Origin of the sequence: Streptomyces sp. CA-181903 (assembly GCF_050937075.1) — a bacterium.
Taxonomy (GTDB): domain Bacteria; phylum Actinomycetota; class Actinomycetes; order Streptomycetales; family Streptomycetaceae; genus Streptomyces.
The window spans coordinates 6997788-7016486 of sequence record NZ_JBNJLY010000001.1 but is presented as its reverse complement, the minus strand read 5'-3'; the positions used below and the strand labels follow the sequence as shown (position 1 = coordinate 7016486).

The window sequence follows — 18699 nt, the reverse complement described above, 5'->3', positions numbered from 1 at the left end:
GGTGAGCACGGCCGTCCCGTCCCCCGCCCTGCCCGCCCTGGTCGACCACCACTGCCACGGCGTGGCCCGGTCCGACCTCGGCCCGGACGCGTTCGCCTCCTTCCTCAGCGAGTCGGACGCCCCCGCCGCACCCGGCACCAGCTTCTTCGACAGCCAGCTCGGCTACGCCGTCCGCCGCTGGTGCCCGCCGCTGCTCGGCCTCGACCCGCACTGCATGCCCGCCGAGTACCTGGAGCGCCGCCGCGAGCTGGGCCCGGCCGAGACGGCACGGCGGCTGCTCGGCGCCACCGGCATCACCGACTACCTGGTGGACACCGGCATCCCCGGCGACCTGACGTCCCCCCAGGAGCTGGGCCGGATGGGCGGGGCCGCCTGGCACGAGGTGGTCCGGCTGGAGCGGCTGGCCGAGCGCGTCGCCGACACGGCGGACGGCCCGGCGCGCTTCCTCGCCCGTCTCGCGGACGCGGTGGAGACGGCCGCCGAACGGGCCGTCGCCTTCAAGTCGGTGGCCGCGTACCGCTACGGACTGGACTTCGAGCCCAACCCGCCCGGCCGGACGGAGGTACGGCTGGCGGCCGACCGGTGGCTGGCCCACCGGACCCCGGGCGACCGGCTGACCGACCCGGTGCTGCTGCGCCACCTGCTGTGGTCCGCGGCCGAGACGGGCCTGCCGATCCAGCTGCACACCGGCTTCGGCGACCCCGACCTGCGGCTGCACCGCTGCGACCCGGCGCTGCTCACCGACTTCGCCCGCGCGGTCCGCCCCACCGGCTCGGCGCTGGTGCTGCTGCACTGCTACCCGTACCACCGCGGCGCCGCCTACCTGGCCCACGCCTTCCCGCACGTGTACGCCGACATCGGTCTTGCCCTGTCGTACAGCGGGGCACGGGCCGAGGCGGTACTGGCGGAGGCCCTGGAGCTGGCGCCCTTCGGCAAGCTGATGTTCTCGACCGACGCGTACGGCCTCCCGGAGCTGTACGTGGTGGGCGCCGCCCTCTTCCGGCGCGGCCTGGACCGGCTGCTGGCCACCTGGGTCGGCGACGGAGCCTGGTCGGCGACGGACGCCGCGCGGGTCGCGGAACTGGTGGGCGCGGGGAACGCGCGGCGGGTGTACGGGCTGGGGAGGGCGGGCTCTCCGCCCGCGCGCTGAGCGTCCCGGCTGCCGCCGCGAGGTGACCGCGGAGACCTCAAGAGAGGGAAAGGGGCGTGCGCGAACGCCGTTCGCGCCAGGTGGGACCGGGCTCGGCAACGCCCGCGAGCGGTTCCGGACCCCCGGGGTCATCACGCTCCGCTGTGTAAGGTGACGGTGTGACATCACCAGTCCCCGGCCGCCGGCGTCCGCTCTCCCGGGCTCTGATCGTCGCCACCGCGCGCCGCATCGCCGACGAGGACGGCCTCGGCGCCCTGACGGTGCGTCAGGTCGCCCGGCGTCTCGGCACCGGCCAGGCGTCTCTTTACCGGCACATCACCGACCGGGGCCAGCTGCTGTCCCTGCTGGCCGAGGACGTGGCCGTCCGGCTGCCGCGCGGTACGGGCACCGGTGGCCCCCGCGAGCGCCTCCGGGAGCACTGGCTGGCGGCCCACGGCCATCTGGCCCGGCACCCCTGGGCCGCCCGGATCATCGCCGACGGGGAGCGGACCGTCGACGCGGCCGCGCCGTTCGCCGAAGGTGCCCTCGCCGCCCTCGCCGAGGCGGGGCTCCCGCCGGACGAGGCCGCCCGCGCCTACCGTGCCCTCTGGAACCTCCTCCTCGGCCACCTCCTCAACTCCCACCCCATCGGCCACACCAGCCCAGCACACCACCAAGGCGACGACCCCCGCGCCGACTTCGCCTGGGCGCTGTCCCGGCTGCTCGACGGAGTGCTGGGCGGCCGAGAGGTGTGCGGCCGGCGGGGGTGACGCGGGCGGGCCCGCGGCCCGCGGCGCCCCGTCCATGGCGTGCCGGGTCCGCGGACGCGGACGGACGTCGGCCCGCCGCCCCGGCGCACGGAAACCGCACATCTGCGCCCAGGGTGGCACCCGTGCCGTATCCGCCCGGGGGCCGCGTCGTTGTTCCGGCAGGCACACGCCTCGTGACACGCCGGACCGTCCCGGCGGCCGGGGAAGCCCGGGAGCAGGGAAGGCCGGAACATTGCGCATCGACATCATCACCGCGGGCACGACGGGGTCCGTCGTCCCGTACACCGGCCTCGGGCACCGGCTCGTCGCCGAGGGACACGAGGTGGAGCTCGTCACCCACGCGAAATTCGCGGGCGCCGTGACCTGTTGCGGGCTGCGGACACGGCCCCTGGAGCCGGACCCGTTCGAAGGACTGCTCGCCGCGCACAACACCTTCCAGGACGCCCGCCGTTCGCCGCGCGCCCTGCACGACCTCGCGCGCGCCACGGAACGGGCCGCCGTACGGCTGGTGGACGGGATGCTCACGGCCGTCGACCCCAAGGCCGACCTCGTCCTGCTGTCCACCCTCGCCGCGCCCATCGGCCGGGTGGTGGCCCGCTACCACAAGGTGCGCAGCATGGGCGTGTTCCTCCAACCCGACGCCCCCACCTCGGCGTTCCCGCCCTGCGTCCTCCCCTGGCAGCCGCCCGGGTACGCCAACCGGCTGCGGGCGCGGGCCGTCAACGCCGTGACCGACGCGCTCTACGCCGCGGCCAACCGGCGGCTGCACGCGCGGCTCGGCCTGTCCTGCCGGAGCGTCCATCTGCTGCGCAGGGAACGGGAGAAGAGCCGCTGGCCGATCTGGCACGGATACAGCCGCACGGTCGTCCCCCGGCCGCCGGACTGGCGTCCGGGGCTGCGGGTGGCCGGCTACTGGTGGCCGCACGAGTGCCCGTCCTGGCAACCCCCGTCCCTGGTCACGGACTTCCTGGCGGCCGGGCCGCCGCCGGTGTTCGTCGGGTTCGGCAGCATGATGCCCGGCGATCCGGAGCGGCTCGGGGACGTCACGGCCCGCGCGCTGCGCCGGGCCGGGCTGCGCGGCATCGTGCAGGCGGGCTGGGCCGGGCTCTCGGTGACCGACGACGACGTGATCACGGTCGGGCCGCTGCCGCACGGCTGGCTGCTCCCCCGGACGGCCGCCGTGGTGCACCACGCCGGGGCCGGGACGACGGCGGCCGGGCTGCGGGCCGGGGTGCCGGCCGTCCCGGTGCCGCACCTGACCGACCAGCCCTGGTGGGCGTCGCGCCTGGTGCGCCTGGGCGTGAGCCCGGGGGCGCTGCCGCCGTCCACCTTGACGGCCGGGCGGCTGGCCGACGCGCTCTCCCGCGCGACCCGCGAACCCCGGTTCGCCGCGCGGGCGTCGGAGCTGGCGGAGCGGCTGGCCCGGGAGGACGGCGCGGGCGCGGTGGCGCGGGCGGTGGCGGCGATGGCGCCGTGAGAGGGCGGGAGGCCGCGGCGGGCACCCCGATGCCCCCGCTCGACGCCTGGCTGCACCGGCACCAGAGCAGCGGCGCCGTCTGCATGACCGTGGCGCTGCTCGCCCGCTTCACGGGGCCCGCGCCCGAACCGGACGGCCTGCGGTCGCTCGTCGAGAAGCGCTGGTCGGGGTATGGCCGGCTGCGGCTCGTCGTCGGTGGCGCGGAGCGTCCGGAGTGGCCGAGGTGGACGTCCGGGGCGTGGCCGGACCCCGTCCGGCACGTCATCGTCGCGCCGGACGGGCCGCCGGAGGAGCACGTCGCCCGGCTGCTGGCCCGGCCGCTCGGCCCGGAGCGGCCGCCGTGGCGGCTGCACCTGCTGCCGGGCGGAGCCGGCGAGGACGGGTTCGCGCTGCTGCTCCGCGCGCATCACGCGCTGCTCGACGGCCGGTCGCTGCTGGCGCTCGTCCGGGACCTGCTCGACGGCCCGCCGGCCGTCCCCGGACAGGCCCGTGCGATCCTCCCGGCGCCGCGACGGCGGCCGCTGCACGCCCTGTCCGACCTGCTGCCCCGGGCGCGGCCGCTGCCGTTCCACGGTCCGGTGGACGCCCGCCGGGCGGTCGCCTGGCGCCGCGTGACCGGCGCCGAGCTGGACGCGGCCCGGGACGCGCTGCCGTCGGGGCGCGCGTCCGCCAACGCCGTGTTCCTGGCGGGCGCGGCCGGGGCGCTGCGGACGGCGGAGGCGACCGGGCGGCTGCCGTTCCTGCCGGGTGTCTGCGCGATGGTGCCCGTGGACGTGCGTCCGGTCGGGGAGGCGGCGGTGCTCGGCAACCACTACGCGACGGTCCGCGTCCCGCTGCCGGCGGGCGGCGGTCCGGGGCAGCGGCTGGCCGTGGTGGACGGCTTCACCCGGCGGGCGGCGACGCGGGAACGGGCCCGGGCGCAGGCGCTCGCGGTGGCGGCGTCGTCCCGGCGGCACGGGCCCGTCACCGACGCGCTGGGCCGCTACGTGGACTCCCCGCTGTACGCCTCGGTGCTGTGCAGCAGCCTGGCGGAGCGCACCGGGCCGCTGGCGCTGGGCGCGGCCCGGCTGACCGGGCTGTCGCTGCTGCCGCCGCTGAGCCCGGGGCACCCGCTGGCGCTGACCATGACGCGGGACACGACGGGCGCGACGCTCGCCGTGATCACCGATCATGGCCGGCGCGCGCTCGCCGACCGGCTCGCCGCCCTGCTGCGCGAGGAGATCCTCGCGCTGGGCCGGTGACCGGCCGGGTCGCACCGGCCACGGGACGCCCGTCAGGAGTAACGTCCTCCCATCGGCTCTCGTTCCTCTGGTGAAGGCACCCATTCCACTGGTGATGGCACCCCACGAGATCCCGGCCGCGCGGACCGCGGGAACGCTCCCCCACCGCGCGGCGACGATCGTGAAACGGAGACCGGCTCTGATGACGCCTACCGCACTCTCGGAAGAGGTCATTCCGCTTACATACGGCGGTTTCGGGTACAGCGGCCGGATCGTCCACCACCCGGAGCCGAGGATCGCGCCCATCGTCCTGGTCGGCGGCGCCTTCCAGCACCAGGGCGGCTGGGGGAGGCTGGAGCGGATGCTCCTGGAGTCCGCCAGCGTCATCACCGTGGACCTGCCGGGCTGGGGCACCTCCGACCGCCTCCCGGCCCATCACGGGATCGACTTCCTCGCCGGCGCCCTCGACCTGTTCCTCTCGAGGATCGCCCCCTATCCGGTCAACGTCGTCGGCGCCTCCTACGGGAGCGCGGTGGCCCACGAATGGGTGCGCCGGAACCCGGGGCGGGCCGAGCGGCTGGCCCTGGTCGGCACGATGGCCCAGCTGACGGACCACGTACGGGCCAAGGTGGAGCTCACCATCCGGATGCTGGAGCGGGGCAGTCACGCCGAGTTCGTGGACCAGGTCATCGGCACCATGGTCTGCCGGGACCCCCGGATCACGGTCGCGCGCCGGCCGGTCGTGATCCGCTGCCTCACCCAGGCCCTGAACAAGCTGACCACCGAGGGAGTGGACAAGTACCGGGAGAACTCGCGGCGGTTGCTGGACCACGCCGAGCTGCCCGGCGGCCCGGCGGTGGAGATCCCGGTGCTGGTGACGACGGGCGAGCACGACCCGCTGACCACGCCGGCGCTCAGCCGCGAGGTGTCCGCCCGGTGCGCCGACGCCCGGTTCACCGCGCTCAAGGACGCGGACCACCTCGTCCACCTGGAGCGTCCCTCCGAGATCGTCGACCTGCTGCTCCGCTTCTTCGGCGGGGAGCCGCTGACCGGTCTGGACTACTGCCATCCGGTGGAACACCTCGGGGTGCGGGGCCGCGCCGGGGTGGCGCGGGCCCCGCTGCCCGCGCCACGCACCGGCGGGGAGTACTGAGAAGCGGGCCGGCGTCCCCGAGGGGGGACGCCGGCCCGCTCGCCGTTCCGGGCGCGCTCAGTCCTCGTGCGCCGCCGGGGGGAGCCGGCGCAGCGTCAGCGGGGTGTGCGTGTGGTACGCGTAGTCCAGCATCTTCGCGGCGTCCGGGTAGCGGCTCGCCGGGTCGTCGAGGACGACCCCGACGACCGTCCGGCCGTCCCGCCGGGCCGAGAAGACCAGGCAGGGGCCCGACGCCCGGGTGGAGCCGGTCTTGACGCCGAACACGCCCTCGTACGAGCCGAGCAGCTTGTTGGTGTTGTACCAGGTGTACCGGCGGTTGACGTTGAGTGCCTTCTGCTGGGTGCTGACCGCCTTGGTGACCGTGGTGAACGTGCTGTTCCGGAGGGCGTGCCGGGCGAGTGCGGCGAGGTCGCGGGGGGTGGAGTAGCCGCCGCCCGCGGTGATCCCGTCGAACGAGTCGAACTTCGTGTTCCGCAGGCCCAGCGCGGTGGCCTTGGCGTTCATCGCGGCGACGAACGACCTGGTCCGCGCGGCCTCGTCGGGCCCGCTGCCGAGGGTGTCCGCCAGGGCGTAGGCGGCGTCGCAGCCGGAGGGCAGCATCAGGGCGTAGAGGAGCTGCCGCACGGTCAGCTTGTCGCCGGTCCGCAGGTCGGCGGTGCTGGCTCCGTGGTGGGTGACGTAGTCGCGGTAGGACTGCTTGACGGTGACCTGCTTGTCGAGGTCGGCGGGGTGCCCGTCGAGGGCCACCACCGCCGTCATGATCTTGGTGGTGCTGGCGATCGGCCGCCGGACGTCGGCCGACTTGCCCCACAGCGCCTTTCCGGCACCGCTGTCGAGCAGGAACGCGCCCTTGGCGCCGATGCCCGTCGGGCCGTCGGCGGCGTGGGACGCGGTCGGGAGTGCGACGGCCAGGATCGCACCGGCCGAGAGGGCGACGGCCGGCACCGCTGCCCGGCGGCGGGCCGCGCTTCCCCCATGTCGTGGCATGAAAACTCCAGGATTGCTCACTGATTCGGTTCGGGAGGAGCGCATGGTCGCACTCCGCCGCGTGCGACGGGAAATCGCGCCACGAACGGGTGAGGGGTGGGTACGGCCCGCCGTTCGCGTACCGAACTGGCGTTCCTGCCGGGTGAGTTGCACGACGAGGGGCCCCGGTACGAGACCGGGGCCCCTCGTCGTTCACGGCTCGGGCGTCAGAGCGAGCAGACGCCGCGCTGGTAGTCGACGGTCGCGGTGTCCCGCGCGTACTCCCACTCGGGCGCCAGCAGCTTCTCGTCGAGCTGCCCGGCGGCCGTCCGGTCCTCGACGATGTAGCCGAAGTCCTGGAGCCAGGAGGGGTAGAGGTTCTTCGACCCGATGTAGAACGCCGAGCCGTCCACGGACACCAGCTTGTGGTGCAGCGGGTAGGCGTGCCCGTCGGCCCACTTGGCGCTCTTCGCGCTCCGGAAGCTCGCGAGCTGGACGTTGGAACACAGGGCGTTCTTCGCCTGGTCCTGGCCGCCGGTGACGAGGGTGAGCCGGTTGCGGAGGACGTCGCTGATCTCCGTCAGGGACTTGATCTGCGAGTAGCCGCCGCTGCCGATGGTGCCGCGGTTGGCGGGGTCGCTGACGACGATGCGGACCTTCACACCGGACGCGATCTTCTTCGCGAGGGCGTCGTAGAGCCGGATGTCGTACTTGGCGATGGGCGGGCAGGTGGCGTTGAGGTCCTGCTGGGAGATCTCGACGTGCTTCTCCGCGCTGCCCACCAGCGCGCGCAGGGCGCTCTCCTCCGGGTTGACCGTGTCGTAGTCGCGGTCGGCGTTGGTGTTGTCGTGCAGGCCGACGACGCACTTGGTGTCGGAGGCGGACGGCAGCTCGGGCCGGTAGGCGGAGGAGGCGTCCCGGTCCTTGATGCCGACGCCCAGGCCGCCCACGGCGATCACCGGGACGTTGCCGGTGGGGCCCGCGGGCCGCGGGTTGGCCTCCTTCTCCAGGTCGGCCATGCAGGACGCGCCGGCGGAGGCGGCGTACCAGACACTGGCGACATTGCCCTTGTTGCCGCAGGTCCAGCCCCACAGGGTGTCCAGGTAGCGGCCGGCGGTGGAAGCCGCGGGGCCGGTCAGCGCCAGGTCGACGTCGGTGACCGGGTGGGTGGTGTCGACGTAGTCGTTCTTCCAGTCGTTGATGCCGCCGGTGATCGCCGACTCGCCGTCCACGACCAGGAGTTTGGAGTGGTTCCAGGAGAAGGCGGTCTTGGAGGTGGTCATCGAGGCCACGTTCAGCGTGACGGCGTCGGCCGCGGTGCCGAGCCGCGCGCGGAGGTCGTCCAGGTAGGCCGAGGGCCGTACGTTGATGTGGTACAGGGGCGCGGCGCCGACGAGGACGCGGACGCGGGGCTTGTTCCCCGCGGCCACCGACGCCTTGAGGCCGGCCGCGATGGCGTCCTGGAAGGCGCCGTCGGGGAACGGCGCGAGGGTGGAGATGTCGACCGTGCGCCGCGCCCGGGAGATGTTCTCGGTCATCTTGGCGAGCAGCCGCTTGGTGCCGGGGCGCTCCGCGCAGCCGGCGTCACCCCAGCAGCCGGGGGTCTGCAGCAGCCAGTCGGAGGGGTCGGCGGCGGAGGCGTCGAGCTTGTTGCCCTCGGTGCGCTGCCAGACGTCGCCCTCCAGGCCGGGGGACACCTGGCGCAGGGTCCGCTCGACGGCGTCGAGGTGCGGGGCGCCGGGCGCGTCACCGGCGGCGAGCGCCGGAGCTGCCGGCAGGAGGGCGAGGAGGACGGCGGAGACCGTCGCGCGGCGGGTGAGGCGGTGTAAACGGCGGAGCAAGGCTGCGTCCTTCGGACTGGGGAGTCGGGATCCGTAGGGAACTGAACGGTCGACATCCGCACGCGTGAACGGTGCTCGAACGCGATGCGGATGATCAACTTCCCAGAAGTTACCAGGCGTCGCCGCTGCCCGGCAGGTGGCCGCGGCCGATGTCGCCGCCCTCGCAATGCGGTGCGTCGGCCCCGGCCCCTGGGCGCCGGGGCCTGCCCGCACGTCATCGTTGGGGAGGGGGCGACGGCGGGCCGGTCCCTGGGGCCGGGAGCCTGTTCGCAGGGCGTGACGCGGCGGCCGGGGGCGGAACGCGGCGTGGGTGGAGGGCCGCCGTGGCGCACGGAGAGATCCGGGGGGTTTGCCGTTTCCGCAACAAGGTTTGCGCGGCGGGCGGGCGGTGCCGAACGTGGCGGCACACGGGCGCCACCGAGGCGCCGGCACCGCGGTGACGCGGCGAGCAGAGTGCAGAGTGAGGAAGCCCCGCATGACGGACACCCGGCCGAAGCCCGCCCCCGAGGTCTTCTGGGAGGAGTTCTACGCGCGCGACGACCGTGTGTGGAGCGGGCGGCCCAACCCGCTGCTGGTCCGGGAGGCGGCCGGGCTCGCGCCGGGCACCGCCCTGGACCTCGGATGCGGCGAGGGGGCCGACGCGATCTGGCTCGCCGCGCGGGGCTGGGAGGTCACCGCCGTCGACGTCTCGGCGACCGCGCTGGCGCGGGGCGCCGCGCACGCCGCCGAGGCGGGGGTCGCGGACCGGATCGACTGGCGACGGCACGACCTGGGCGAGTCGTTCCCCGAGCGCGCCCGGAGCCCTCGAGACCCGGGAGCCCCGGGAGCCCCGCCAGCCCCGAGAGCGGTTACGGTCTCGTCTCCCTCCAGTTCCTGCACTCCCCGCTGGAGTTGCCGGTCGAGCGGATCATCCGGTCCGCCGCGGCGGCGGTGGCGCCCGGCGGCGTCCTCCTCTTCGTGGGGCATGCCCAGAGCCCGTCCTGGAAGCGGCAGGCCCATGCGGACGTCCGCTTCCCCACCGCGGATGAACTCCTCGCGGCGATGGGTCTGCCGTCGCCGGACTGGCGCGTCGAGGTCCGGGAGTCGCTGCGGACGGAGGCGACCGGGCCGGACGGCGAGGCGGGGTTCCGCGTGGACCACGTGCTGCGCGTCCGGCGCCTGCGCTGACCCCCGGGGGCTACGGGTGGCGTCTCCCGCCCGGCCGACGCGTGGGACGGGACGCCACCCGGACGCCACCCGGACGGCCCGGACAGCGCCCCCGACCCTTGCCGCCGGGTCAGCCGCCCGGGGAGTCCTGCCGCACCGGCAGCCGCTTGCGGCCCCGGTCGAGTGCTTCGACGATGACGGCGGCGGCCACGACGACCACCGCGCCGGCCACGTAACACCACGGGCTCGGAAGGTAGTTGACCGCGGTCATCACCCCGGCCTCCTTGTCGGTGAACGCGCGGTAGACGATCGCGATCACCCCTTCCCAGAAGCCGAGGGTGAACGCCACCACCATGCCCAGTCGGTACCCGGCCTCGTCCATCGTCGCTCCTGCCGTGTCGCGTTTCTTCCACAGGGACGTTACGAGCGTAACCACACTCAGAACGAAAAAGAGCGGATTCCACAGGCCGTTCCCGCGTAACATCACACTTTCTCGCGGCTACTCTGAAGGTATGCGTGACGAAAAGCGGGTCTCCGTCTGCCGCGTGTGCCGCGCCCCGCTGGCGCCGGCCGGCCGGGGCCGGCCGCCCGTCTACTGTTCGCGGGGCTGCCAGGCCCGGGCCTACCGGCGCCGGAAGGATCCACCCCCGCCCGCGCCGGAGGCCCCGCCGCCGGCCGTTCCGTCCGGGCGGCGGCGGCAGATCGCCGAGGCGGTGTGGCGCGTCGCCGCCGAGCGCGGGCTGCACGCGGCGAGCATGCGGGAGATCGCCGCGGAGGCCGGGGTGTCCCTGCGCGTCGTCCAGTACCACTTCGACAGCAAGCACGACCTGCTCGTGGCCGCGCTGCGCATGCTGCACGAGGAGAGCGCGCGGCAGGCCGACGCCCGGGTCCGGGCCCTGCGCCGGCCATCCGACCCGCGGGCGGTGCTGCGGGCCGTCCTCGACGAGTTCCTGCCGCTGGACGAGTGGCGCCGCGTCGCCCTGCGCGTCCACGCCGCGTATTACGCGCGCAGCCTCACCGACCCGGCGCTCGCCGAGGTCTTCCTGCACGACGCCCAGCCCCTGGAGGACCTGGTCGCCTCGCTCCTCGCCCGGCTCCCCGCCGGTTCCGCGGGCCCGCCGCCGGTCGATCCCCGGCGCGAGGCGGACCTGTTGGTCTCCGGTGTCGTCGGGCTGGCCATCGACGTCCTGCACGGGCGCCGGAGCGTGGCCGACGTGCGGCGCACGATCGACTACCACCTGGAGCGCATCTTCGCGGCGGGACCGGCGGGGGCGGCAGAGGCGGGCTGATAAAGACAAACGGCGGAGGCAGGCGGGCGCAGGGTGGTCGCGCGCCGGCACAGGGCGAAGGCGGGCCGACGAAAACGGGCGGCGGTGGGCGGCCCCGCCTCAGCCCTCCGCCCGGGACGCCTCCTTGGCCGCCCGCCACTCCGGCGCCAGCACCGACCAGATCTCCTCGTCGTGCCGCTCCCCCGGTAGGCGAAGCTCTGCCGCAGCACGGCCTCCCGCGCCATCCCGAGCCGCCGGGCCACGGCGATGCTCGGCGCGTTGCCGGCCGAGACCCACCACTCCACGCGGTGGATGCCGCGCTCCTCGACGGCCCAGTCGATGAGGGCGCGCACGGCGCGGGTCACCAACCCCCGGCCCACCGCGGCCGGTTCGAGCCAGCATCCGGCCTCCGCGGTGCCCTGCCGTACGTCGAAGGCGCGGAATATGACGGCGCCGACGAGCCGGCCGCCCTCCGTCCGGATGCCGAGGATGCGCCCCTCGTCGGCGGCGGCCCGTTCCGCGTACGTCCGCAGGAACGCCCTGCTGGACTCCAGGTCCGTGACGGCGTCGGGCAGCCCGTTGTGCCGGCCGATGAACTCCCGCCCCCGGTCGATGTGGGCCAGGAACTCCTCGGCCTGCCACGGTTCGAGCGGCCCGAGCTCGGCGCCGTCGGCGCCCAGGGATATCGCGAACATCGTCACCTTCCGTCGAGGATGTACGAGGACGTACGAGACGTACGGGGACCCGCGTGGACGTGCGCCACCGGGCGCGGGGATCTTCTCACGGGGCCGGACGCAGGTACCGCGACGGAAACGCACCACCCTTACAGTCACGACGGTCGCCACAGACACTAGGGACGTCGACGGGGTTTCAGGAGGCGCAGGCATGAGGCGGGCGGCGTCTCCCGGTTCGGCGCTCGTCGCGGCGGCCACCTGACCGCCGCGCTCGGCGGCGTGACCCCGCACGCGGCTGCGCCGGGACCGATCTGCGGCGGCCCCGGCCAGGGTGCCGGGCCGTGCGCCGGGGCGGGCCGAGGGCGGCACCGGCGAGGTCATCGGCCTGCCGGTCCCCGCGTCCGGCGCCGTCCCCGGCGTACGGGTCCCGGCCGGCCGAGCGGCGGCCCTTCCGGTGGAGTCCCTCTCCCCATCTCCTTCCACTCCCGTCGCGCACCGCCCGTGACCACCGCGGTGACGTGGGTGGCCCCCGCCGCCAGCAGCGTCGGGGTCAGGCCGGCGGCGGCGATCAGGGCGCCGGCCGCCAGGCCGCCGAAGGGGATGCCCGCCCAGGCGAGGGCGGCGCTCAGCGCGCGGACCCGGCCGATGAGGTGGCGGGGGACGCGCTCGTACGAGACGGCGCTCAGGATGGGGTTGAGGAAGCCCGCGCCGAGGCCGCCGGTCGCGAAGACGACGGCCACCAGCCACAGCGGCGCGTCGAGGGCGAGGACGAGGTAGCGGGGGGTGTCGCTGAGCAGGTAACCGGTGAAGAAGACCAGGCGGCGGCGGAGCCGGTGGGCGACGGCCGCCGCGGTGAGGCCGCCGAGGACGGCGGTGACGCCGAACAGGCCGTTGACGAGTCCGATGGCGGCCGGTCCGAACCCTGACTCGCGGGCCCAGACGGGGACGAGGACCTGCGCGAAGGCGGCGCCGAGGAAGTTGCCGACGCCGACGACGCCGCAGACGGCCAGGAGGAGGGGATCGCCGCGCAGGAAGGCGAACCCCTCGCGCAGCCGCTGCCCGTAACCGCCGGGTTCCGTCGGCGCGTCGGCGCTCCCGGACCCGACCGGGCGTCCCATGCCGGGCGGCAGCACCAGCGCGATGATCACCGACCCCAGGGCGAAGCAGGCGGCGGTGGCGAGCAGCGCCGGCAGCGGGCCGGTCAGGGCCACGAGGGCGCCGCCGGCCGCGGGTCCGACGGTCGCGGCGAGCTGTTCGACGACGCCCGCGAGTCCGGTGGCCCGTTCCAGCCGGAGCCCGCCGCGGTCGGCGGCCTCGGGGACCATGACGTCCCGCGCCAGGTCCCCCGGCCCGCGGACGGCGCCGATCATGGCGACGAGGACGAGCAGCAGCCAGAACCGCAGCGCCCCGAGGGCGTGGCAGAGCGGGATCAGGGCGGCGGCGGTCGCGCTCAGGGAGTCGGCCGTCCAGCAGACGACGCGGGGGCCGACGCGGTCCACGAGCGGTCCGGTGAGCGCCTTCACCACGACGTAAGGGGCCAGTTCACAGCAGGCGACGAGCCCGGTGCGGGTGGCGCTGCCGGTGGTGACCAGCACGAACCAGGGCAGGGCGATGGCGGAGACCCGGGTGGCGGTGAGGGCGACGGCCGTGGACGCCAGCACCCCGACGAAGGGGCGCACACCGCCGGCGCGCTCCGGCCGGCGACGGCCCGTGCCCCGTCGTATACGGGCCGCGGGGACGCCCGTCACGACCGCCCCGCCCCCGTCGTCCCCGGCCCGGTGTCCTGCCGGGGGTCGGGCAGGATGTGCAGGACGACCTTCACCTGCTCGGCGCCCGCGGGCGCGGCGCCATCCGTGCTCTCCGTGCCTTCCCCGCCTTCCACGGCCGGCGTGAAGCGGCGGTAGCGGGCCAGCACGGCCCGCAGTTCCGCCGACAGTTCGGCGGCTTCCCCGGGCGTGAGCCGCAGCAGCCAGTCGCTCGTCTCCAGCACGTCGCGCCAGGGCCGGGGCATGGACGGCGCCCGGCCGAGGGCGACTTGGGTGTGCAGCGCGTGCATGCCGGCGAGGGAGCCGCGGAACGCGGCCGCGGCCTCCGGCTCCGTGTCGTAGAGGCTCTTGTCGCGGAGCCACGTCCTCTCGTGCGCCGCACGCCACCAGCGTTCCCGCGCGTTGCCGCGCTCGCCGTCCTCGGCCACGAACCCGGCGGCGGCGAGCTGACGGAGGTGGTAGCTGGTGACACCCGATCCGACGCCCAGGTCCTGGGCGAGGCGGGTGGCGGTGGACGGCCCGTGGGTGCGCAGCAGGCCGACCAGCCGGACGCGGAGGGGGTGGGCGAGCGCGCGCAGGCCCTTGGCGTCCAGGACCGCGTCCGTCTCGGGGTCGGGCACCAACCCCGTTGCTGCGCTGGCGAGTTCGTCTTCAGCTGCCATGAGTCGGCACTCTAGACCGCCAACAGTTCTTCGCGAAGAGGTTTTTGCGAAGAACTGTTGGCAGTTGTTCCCGCTGTCTTTCAGCGGACCGCGTCGTAGGCGCCCAGCGTGATCTCGGCGCAGTGGCGCAGTGACTCCGTGCCGGGCGCGAAGTAGCCGGTGTGGCCGTGGGCGCCGGTCGAGGAGACGGGACGGGCGCCGAAGGCCGCGGACGTGGGGTCGGTGCCGTGACCGAGGCCGAACAGCTCGACGTTGGGGACGTTGCCGATCCAGTCGTCGGCGTTGCGGCGGACGGCCCAGACCCGGACGGTGGTGCGCAGGCCGGCGGCGGAGCCGGCGCGGACGCCCGGGCTGCCGAGGACGACGAGGTCGGTCGCGTCGCCGCGGCCGATGGCGTGGGCGGCGAGGCCGCAGACCACCGAGCCGTAGCTGTGGCAGAAGACGGCGGGCGCGGCGGCCCCGGCGGCGGCCAGTCCGGCGAGGAAGCGGTCGAGCCGGGGCGCGCCGGCTTCGGCGAGCCGGCCGGTGGCGGCGTCGGGGCCGATGCCGACGGGGGTGGTGTAGCCGGCCCAGGCGATGACGGCGGTGGGGGTGCCGGGGGCCTGCCGGGCCAGTTCGGCGTGCAGGGACCTGGCCATGCCGGCCGGGGTGCCGTAGGGGTCGGCGCGCCGGTCGAAGGAGGACAGGTCGATGTCGGAGCCGGGGACGACGACGGCCGTCCGCCGGGCGGCGGCCAGGTCGCCGTACACCTCGGCGAGCTGGCCGCGGCCGCGCGGGTCGAAGGCGAGGATCCACCGCCCGGGGGCGAGGAGTTCCCGGTAGCGGTCGGCGAGGGCGCGGGCGTCCGCGCGCTCGTACTCCGGGAGGGAGGTGTCGGCCGCCTGCCGGAGCCGGTCGGCACGCTCGGCGGCGAGGGCGCGGCGGTTGGCCGCGTACCGCAGGGCCGGCGGGGCGCCGTCCAGGTTGCCGACGACCATGGGGTGACGGTCCGCGAGCCGCTGCCGGGCGTCCTCGGGAAGGGCGGCGAAGAAGCGGGCCACCTCGGCGGGCGAGGCGGTGGCCGGGTCGGGCAGGGCGCGGTGGAGGGAGTGGTCCGTGCGCCAGGCGGCGGTGCCGGGCGGCGGTCCGGTGACCGCGGCCTCCCGGTGGGCGGCGGCCCAGCCCGCCGTTCCCGCGACCACGGTCGTCGTGAGCGCGACGGCGGCCAGGGTGCGCTTGAAACGGTGCATATCGGTGCGTTCTCCCTCGTTCCGTGCGGTGCGAGGAGAAGGTAAGGAGGCGGCATCCAGGCGGACGTCACACTCCGGGGCCAACTCGGGAGTGATACCGGGGTAGGGGGTGGCGCACGGTGCGCGGCAGGGAGCGGCGGGGGCGGACCGTTCGGCGGCACGGAGGGGTGGGGGGCGAACCGTTAGCGGCACGAAGCGGCGGGAGCGGCGGGAGCGGCGGCGGACTGTACGCGGCGCGGCGGACGCCCGTTCGCCGTCCCGCGCCGGACCGCCCTACGCTACGGGGATGATCATCGAACCCCGCACCGTCGCGCCCGGCGTCGTCCTCCGCCTCGCGACCCTCGACGACGCGGGCGGTCTGGCCCGGGCCTACTCCGAGAACCGCGACCACCTGCGCCCCTGGGAGCCGCACCGGGCCCCGGAGTTCTTCACCGCCGAGGGCCAGACGGCCCGGCTGGGCGAGCTGACGGAGCTGCGGCGGGAGGGGCGGATGGTGCCCTGGGTGCTCGATGACGAGCGGGAGGGCATCGTCGGCATCGTCAACCTGAGCAATATCGTGCGGGGCGCCTTCCAGAGCGGCTCGCTCGGTTACTGGGTCGCCGCCCGGCGGGCCGGCCGGGGGCTGGCCACCGCCGCGGTGACGGCCGTGTGCCGGACGGCGGCGGACGAACTCGGGATGCACCGGGTGGAAGCGGGCACGGTGATCGCCAACACCGCCTCCCAGCGCGTCCTGGCGAAGTGCGGTTTCGAGCGGATCGGCACCGCCCGGAACTATCTGCGCATCGACGGCGCCTGGCGTGACCACTACCTCTTTCAGAGGATCCTGCACGACCGCGAGCCGCGCTGACAGCCCACCGACCCCACGGCTTTTCAGCCGTCTCACAGCCATTCCCCGTGCTCACGGCACTCACGACGCACGATTGCATCGCAATCTATGGTTCGCCGAAGCACGGCTGTTACACGACAGTCGGAAAACCGCGCCCCATGAGTCGTAAGATCTTACGGTCAACTAAGGGGGGTTGATTCGACTTTGTCCGACATGTCCGCGTTTGCTCAACCGCGCTTTGGGCGCAGGAGATGGGAGACCCCTGTGCCGGGGCGAATATCACGACTGTCCCGCCGCCGGGTCCTCCAGGTCGGTGGTGCGGGTCTGGTCGTCGGAACGGGCACGGTCGGGGCCTGGCAGTGGCTGGCCCCCGGTTCGGCGCAGGGCAGCGGGCACGAGGACGAGTTCCCCGTGCAGCCGGCGAAGGTGGTGACGACCGAGTCGTTCGTCCACATCATCGCGCACCCCGACGACTCGCTGTACTTCATGAACCCGGAGCTGGAGCAGTCCATCCGGAGCGGCGCCCCCACCGTCACCGTGTGCCTCACCGGCGGTGAGTCGGACGGCCGCAACGCCCTTTCGCAGACGCCCGGGTACCCGAAGCTGCCCATGAAGCGGCCGGAGTTCGTCCGCGCGCGCATCAACGGCCTGCGCGAGGCGACCGCCCAGATGGCCACCGGCGACTGGCTCAGCCCCTGGCGGGTGGAGACGACGCAGCTGATCCCCGGCTTCCTGGCGGAGCTGCACACGCTGAAGGCCGCCCCCCAGGTCCAACTGATCTTCCTGGAGCTGGTGGAGGCCCGGTTCATCCGGGTGCCGCGCAAGGAGAGCCTGCGCGGACTGTGGCTGGGGGTCACGCCGAAGCTGACGACGCTCGTCCCGGCGCACAGCCCGGTCAAGCGCACGTACCTGTACGAGCGCAAGCACGTCGTCGACTCGCTGGTGGCGGTGCTGGACCGGTACCGGCCGACGGTCGTCCGCACCCTGGACCCCAACCCCACGCACCGGGCGATCCAGCAGCAGTTCCCGGGGGTGGCGCACGAGCTGGAGGGCATATCCCACTACGACCACCAGGACCACACCACCTCCGCTCATTTCGCCCAGGCGGCGCTGGCCGAGTACTGGGGACGCCGGCACAGCCGTCCCACGGCGGTCGAGAACTACGTCGGCTACGAGGTCTCCCTCCTGCCGTCCAACCTCGACGCGGCGACCACCCGGCACAAGGTGAAGCTCCTCGACATCTACGGCTGGGCCGACGGCAAGGACTGCGGTGACCCCGCCGGCTGCGGCGACCGCAAGGTCGGCGCCCGCTCCAAGGACGTCCGCTGGTCCAACAACCTCCGCTACCGGGCGCCGGGCACCCAGCGCTGGGTGCAGCCGCTGCCCGACGGCCGGCTCGCCGCCTTCGCCCTCCTCGACGGCGCCGTGCACTGCTGGACCGAGACCAAGCCCGGGACCGGCGCCTGGTCCGGTCCCGCCAAGATCGGCGGGTCGATGCTGGAGGGGCAGGTGGAGGTCCTGCGGCACGCGGACGGCACGCTCCAGCTGTTCTCCGTCCGCACGGTCCTGCCGACCCGCGGCACCCCCCACCACCGGGAGATCGTCACCGCCCGGCAGAACGGCAAGCCCCGCCCCGGGGCCGTCCCGTCCTTCGGCGACTGGGAGTCCCTCGGCTCGCCCGAGGCCGACCCGGAGCGGTCGATGGAGGTCGGCTACCCGGTGACCGTCGCCGCCAAGGACGGCAAGGTCTTCCTCTTCGTCCGCGACTGGTCCGGCGGCCTGATGTACCGCACCGGCCCGCACGGCACGGACTGGACGGACTGGGAGCACCTGGAGACGGACGGGGACCAGCCGCCGGTGGTCCTCGACGGGCTGGACGCCGCCCTGGACGACAAGGGCCGGATCCATGTGGTCGCCGCCGACAGCAAGACCGTCCACCACTGGATGTCCGAGAACGAGGGCGAGCCGCCGCAGCCGACCGGGGCGACCCGGCTGCCCACCGCGAGCGGCCCGCTGTCGCTGGCCGCCTTCTCGGGCGGCGGCATGCGGCTGGTCACCCGGCAGCCCTCCACCGCGCGGGTCATGGTCGCCGAGCGCCCGGCGAACGGCCCCTGGCGGATGACCGCCGACCTGCCGCCCATCGGCGGTTACGGCCGGGTGGCGCTGGCCCAGGACGGCCGGAACGTGGTCCTCGCCGCCCGGGACTCCCGGGGCCGGGTGCGGCTGTCGAAGGGCTCGGGGCGCCCCGGCCCCTGGCAGGGCGGCGGCGTGACGTACCGCGCCACGCCGGGCACCGCCCAGGACGCGCGGGGCCGGACGACCGTCGTGGTGCTGGGCATGGACGGCAAGCTGAGCAGCACCCGGACGCAGACGTCGGGCAAGTACCCGTTCACGGCCTGGACCGGGCAGGACGGGCGGTCGCAGGGCGGCACGTCGGTGTAGCCGGTGTAGCCGGTGTAGCCGGTCTGGTCGGTGTAGGGGCGTTTTCGGTGCGAGGGCCGCGCCGCCGGTCCCGGGGACGGGGACGGGCGGCGCGGCCCTCGCGGTAGCACGCGGCCCTCGCGGTAGGACG

15 protein-coding genes and 2 pseudogenes are annotated in these 18699 nt (G+C 74.8%); 10 read left to right on the top strand and 7 right to left on the bottom strand.

From position 1 onward, the window contains the following. The first annotated feature begins 1 nt into the window (after position 1). The 5 genes from ACQEVS_RS31080 to ACQEVS_RS31060 all read left to right on the top strand — a co-directional run bounded on the left by ACQEVS_RS31080 (position 2) and on the right by ACQEVS_RS31060 (position 5749). The gene (locus ACQEVS_RS31080; protein ID WP_433026266.1) at positions 2–1150 is read left to right on the top strand and encodes an amidohydrolase family protein; all 1149 of its coding nucleotides are present in this window, start codon (positions 2–4) and stop codon (positions 1148–1150) included. Between the two features lie 158 nt (positions 1151–1308). Further along, positions 1309–1899: a TetR/AcrR family transcriptional regulator gene (locus tag ACQEVS_RS31075; protein WP_433026264.1), complete on the top strand. Its 591-nt coding sequence runs from the start codon at positions 1309–1311 to the stop codon at positions 1897–1899. Between the two features lie 232 nt (positions 1900–2131). Beyond that, complete coding sequence (locus ACQEVS_RS31070) at positions 2132–3376, top strand: glycosyltransferase (RefSeq protein WP_433026261.1); 1245 nt, start codon at positions 2132–2134, stop codon at positions 3374–3376. Next, a complete protein-coding gene (locus ACQEVS_RS31065) occupies positions 3373–4617 on the top strand; it encodes a wax ester/triacylglycerol synthase domain-containing protein (protein ID WP_433026258.1) in 1245 nt (414 codons plus the stop codon). Before ACQEVS_RS31070 ends, ACQEVS_RS31065 begins: the two co-directional genes overlap by 4 nt. Positions 4618–4798: 181 nt before the next feature. Continuing rightward, positions 4799–5749 carry an alpha/beta fold hydrolase gene (locus ACQEVS_RS31060; RefSeq protein WP_433026255.1) on the top strand — a complete coding sequence of 317 codons (951 nt, stop codon included), beginning with the start codon at positions 4799–4801 and terminating at the stop codon, positions 5747–5749. A gap of 57 nt (positions 5750–5806) precedes the next feature. Here ACQEVS_RS31060 and ACQEVS_RS31055 read toward each other — a convergent pair whose 3' ends face one another. Both ACQEVS_RS31055 and ACQEVS_RS31050 read right to left on the bottom strand, forming a co-directional pair. Further along, positions 5807–6736 (bottom strand): D-alanyl-D-alanine carboxypeptidase family protein, encoded by a 930-nt coding sequence (locus ACQEVS_RS31055; RefSeq protein ID WP_433026252.1) that lies wholly within the window; start codon positions 6734–6736, stop codon positions 5807–5809. A 206-nt stretch (positions 6737–6942) separates the two neighbouring features. Further along, positions 6943–8556, bottom strand: coding sequence for a phospholipase D-like domain-containing protein (locus ACQEVS_RS31050; protein WP_433026249.1), 1614 nt, complete (start codon positions 8554–8556; stop codon positions 6943–6945). Between the two features lie 475 nt (positions 8557–9031). On the opposite strand from ACQEVS_RS31050, the pseudogene ACQEVS_RS31045 reads away from it, so the two are divergent. Next, positions 9032–9286, top strand: a pseudogene (locus ACQEVS_RS31045) (class I SAM-dependent methyltransferase); the annotation flags it as partial. A gap of 161 nt (positions 9287–9447) precedes the next feature. Further along, positions 9448–9723: a hypothetical protein gene (locus ACQEVS_RS31040; protein ID WP_433026245.1), complete on the top strand. Its 276-nt coding sequence runs from the start codon at positions 9448–9450 to the stop codon at positions 9721–9723. 109 nt (positions 9724–9832) lie between these two features. Here ACQEVS_RS31040 and ACQEVS_RS31035 read toward each other — a convergent pair whose 3' ends face one another. Continuing rightward, positions 9833–10084: a hypothetical protein gene (locus ACQEVS_RS31035; RefSeq protein WP_433026242.1), complete on the bottom strand. Its 252-nt coding sequence runs from the start codon at positions 10082–10084 to the stop codon at positions 9833–9835. 130 nt (positions 10085–10214) lie between these two features. Between ACQEVS_RS31035 and ACQEVS_RS31030 the strand changes: the two genes are divergently transcribed. After that, positions 10215–10991, top strand: a complete 777-nt coding sequence (locus ACQEVS_RS31030; protein ID WP_433026239.1) for a TetR/AcrR family transcriptional regulator — start codon at positions 10215–10217, stop codon at positions 10989–10991. Positions 10992–11090: 99 nt separating this feature from the next. Here ACQEVS_RS31030 and ACQEVS_RS31025 read toward each other — a convergent pair. The 4 genes and pseudogenes from ACQEVS_RS31025 to ACQEVS_RS31010 form a co-directional block, all read right to left on the bottom strand. Next, a pseudogene (locus ACQEVS_RS31025) lies at positions 11091–11665 on the bottom strand (GNAT family N-acetyltransferase). A 356-nt stretch (positions 11666–12021) separates the two neighbouring features. Then, positions 12022–13323 (bottom strand): MFS transporter, encoded by a 1302-nt coding sequence (locus ACQEVS_RS31020; protein ID WP_433026236.1) that lies wholly within the window; start codon positions 13321–13323, stop codon positions 12022–12024. A 65-nt stretch (positions 13324–13388) separates the two neighbouring features. Further along, on the bottom strand, positions 13389–14072 hold the full coding sequence (locus ACQEVS_RS31015) for a helix-turn-helix domain-containing protein (protein WP_433026234.1): 684 nt from the start codon (positions 14070–14072) through the stop codon (positions 13389–13391). An 80-nt stretch (positions 14073–14152) separates the two neighbouring features. Further along, positions 14153–15301 (bottom strand): alpha/beta hydrolase, encoded by a 1149-nt coding sequence (locus ACQEVS_RS31010; RefSeq protein WP_433026232.1) that lies wholly within the window; start codon positions 15299–15301, stop codon positions 14153–14155. Between the two features lie 286 nt (positions 15302–15587). Between ACQEVS_RS31010 and ACQEVS_RS31005 the strand changes: the two genes are divergently transcribed. Beyond that, complete coding sequence (locus tag ACQEVS_RS31005) at positions 15588–16148, top strand: GNAT family N-acetyltransferase (RefSeq protein ID WP_433026229.1); 561 nt, start codon at positions 15588–15590, stop codon at positions 16146–16148. A 243-nt stretch (positions 16149–16391) separates the two neighbouring features. Further along, a complete protein-coding gene (locus ACQEVS_RS31000) occupies positions 16392–18569 on the top strand; it encodes a PIG-L family deacetylase (RefSeq protein WP_433026226.1) in 2178 nt (725 codons plus the stop codon). The last annotated feature ends 130 nt before the right edge of the window (positions 18570–18699 follow it).

Excerpts from the sequence above, each read along its gene's own strand:
- ACQEVS_RS31015 (WP_433026234.1), bottom strand. The coding sequence starts at position 14,072 with ATGGCAGCTGAAGACGAACTCGCCAGCGCAGCAACGGGGTTGGTGCCC.
- ACQEVS_RS31005 (WP_433026229.1), top strand. The coding sequence starts at position 15,588 with ATGATCATCGAACCCCGCACCGTCGCGCCCGGCGTCGTCCTCCGCCTC.
- ACQEVS_RS31035 (WP_433026242.1), bottom strand. The coding sequence starts at position 10,084 with ATGGACGAGGCCGGGTACCGACTGGGCATGGTGGTGGCGTTCACCCTC.
- ACQEVS_RS31060 (WP_433026255.1), top strand. The coding sequence starts at position 4,799 with ATGACGCCTACCGCACTCTCGGAAGAGGTCATTCCGCTTACATACGGC.
- ACQEVS_RS31055 (WP_433026252.1), bottom strand. The coding sequence starts at position 6,736 with ATGCCACGACATGGGGGAAGCGCGGCCCGCCGCCGGGCAGCGGTGCCG.
- ACQEVS_RS31030 (WP_433026239.1), top strand. The coding sequence starts at position 10,215 with ATGCGTGACGAAAAGCGGGTCTCCGTCTGCCGCGTGTGCCGCGCCCCG.
- ACQEVS_RS31010 (WP_433026232.1), bottom strand. The coding sequence starts at position 15,301 with ATGCACCGTTTCAAGCGCACCCTGGCCGCCGTCGCGCTCACGACGACC.